The 1788-nt window shown below is 62.5% G+C and carries 2 protein-coding genes and 1 pseudogene; 1 reads left to right on the top strand and 2 read right to left on the bottom strand.

Annotation, left to right across the window (positions count from 1 at the left end; all coding sequences use genetic code 11):
* Positions 1–317, bottom strand: a pseudogene (locus EOA24_RS36660) (alpha/beta hydrolase); the annotation flags it as partial.
* 69 nt (positions 318–386) lie between these two features.
* On the bottom strand, positions 387–1235 hold the full coding sequence (locus EOA24_RS36655; protein WP_126082781.1) for an SDR family NAD(P)-dependent oxidoreductase: 849 nt from the start codon (positions 1233–1235) through the stop codon (positions 387–389).
* 191 nt (positions 1236–1426) lie between these two features.
* Here EOA24_RS36655 and EOA24_RS36650 point away from each other — a divergent pair.
* Positions 1427–1788 (top strand): pyridoxal-phosphate dependent enzyme (locus tag EOA24_RS36650; protein WP_127410753.1); only part of this gene is annotated, 362 nt, incomplete at its 3' end.

Raw genomic sequence — 1788 nt, 5'->3', positions numbered from 1 at the left:
GCCTCCAGTTCATCCGCAATGTCGTCCGGCAAGGGGCGGACCTCGCCTTTAGAGGCGGAAAAGCCGTGGATGTAGACGATGGCCAAAGGCGTCTTGGCGTGGACCATCGGGTTCGCCCAGATGATCTCCTTGTCGAGCCCGTCGCGTATGTTGGGCACGGCAGCCTCTTCACGCGCCAGATAGGCCTGCGGATCGTCGCCGATCACCCATGGATTGAAGCGGATTGTGGTGTCTACCGGCACGCGCGGGCCGAGAAAGAAGCCGGCGACCAGGATGACTGCAAAGCCAAGCACCGCCAGCACGATCCGCCGCCCCATTCCAGTCTCCAAGCAATGATTCTCAACCTATGGCCGTCCCCGCCGGCAGGCAATCGTCGTTTCGCCGGCTTATGTCGCCTTGTCGCGGGACGGGTCTTTTTTGCCCGCCGGCCTGCGATCGAAATGCAGCGGCCGACCCCGCCAGTGGGTGGTGAGCCCGATGACGAAGCGGCCGATCGGCCGCGGCAGCAGGCCGAGCAGCTTCACCGGCCAGCTTATGTGATACGGGAAGGTGACTTCGAAGCCGCCCTTCCTGATGCCGCGCGCCATGCGGCGCGAGGCGCGATGCACAGGCATGAGGCCCGGCATCGGCAGCTTGTTCTTTTCGGTCAAAGGCGTGTCGATGAACCCCGGATTGATGACCTGGATGCGGATGTTCATCTTGTCGAAGTCGTATTTCAGCGACTCCGCCAGGATGTTGATCGCGGCCTTGGTGCCGCCATAGGCCGCCGTTGTCGGCCAGCCGGAATAGGCGGTGACCGATCCGACAAGAACGACATGGCCGCGTCCGCGCACGCGCATATGCTCGACGACAGGCACCACGCCGTTGACGATGCCGAAATAGTTCACGGCGAAGGAACGATGGAAATCGCGCACCACCAGATTCTCTCCGGGGGTGGCGATGTAGTTGCCGGCGTTGAAGACGGCAAGCACGATCGGTCCCATCTGCTCCTCGATCGCGGCGGCCGTGCGGGCCATGCCCTGCTCGTCGGTGACGTCGCAGGGAAAGGACCTCACATGCCCGGACATTTGCGCCGTTTCGACGATCAGCGTGTCGGCTGGATCTTCCGGTAGCGACGTCACCGCCACGGCATAGCCTTGATTGGCGAGATCCTTGGCCAGCGCGCGACCAAGCCCGCTGCTGCCGCCCGTGATCCAGGCGACACCCTCTTTCGGATTGGCCCGGTAGAGTGTCATAGGGTGTCCTGCGGATGTTCCGGTTTGCTCTAGCGGCGGAGAATTCGGTTGAAAAGAGCGGTTTTGCACTTGGCACCGAAATGGTCGCGAGCGTTGCACCATCCGCAATGCGACTGGACCAGGCAAAATCTTGCCTTGAAACCGCGGCGTCCGGTTTTTAGGGTCTCGCCGCACACATGAAGGAATCCCACATGCCCCGTTCAGTGATCGAAGCGATCGGCAACACGCCCCTAATCCGGCTCAACAAGGCTTCGGAAGCGACCGGCTGCGAGATCCTCGGCAAGGCCGAGTTCATGAATCCGGGGCAATCGGTGAAGGATCGGGCCGGCCTGTTTATCATCCGCGACGCCGAACAGCGCGGGCTGCTCAAGCCCGGCGGGCTCATCGTCGAAGGCACTGCCGGCAACACCGGCATCGGCTTGACGCTGGTCGCCAAGGCGCTCGGCTACCGCACCGTGATCGTCATCCCCGACACGCAGAGCCAGGAAAAGAAGGACACGATCAAGATCTTGGGCGCGGAGCTCATCGAAGTACCGGCCGTGCCCTACAAGAA

It is taken from the genome of Mesorhizobium sp. M2A.F.Ca.ET.039.01.1.1, from assembly GCF_003998035.1.
Taxonomy (GTDB): Bacteria; Pseudomonadota; Alphaproteobacteria; order Rhizobiales; family Rhizobiaceae; genus Mesorhizobium.
The sequence above is the reverse complement of the archived record's forward strand: the minus strand, read 5'-3'. Positions and strand labels throughout refer to the sequence as shown.

Excerpts from the sequence above, each read along its gene's own strand:
- EOA24_RS36655 (WP_126082781.1), bottom strand. The coding sequence starts at position 1,235 with ATGACACTCTACCGGGCCAATCCGAAAGAGGGTGTCGCCTGGATCACG.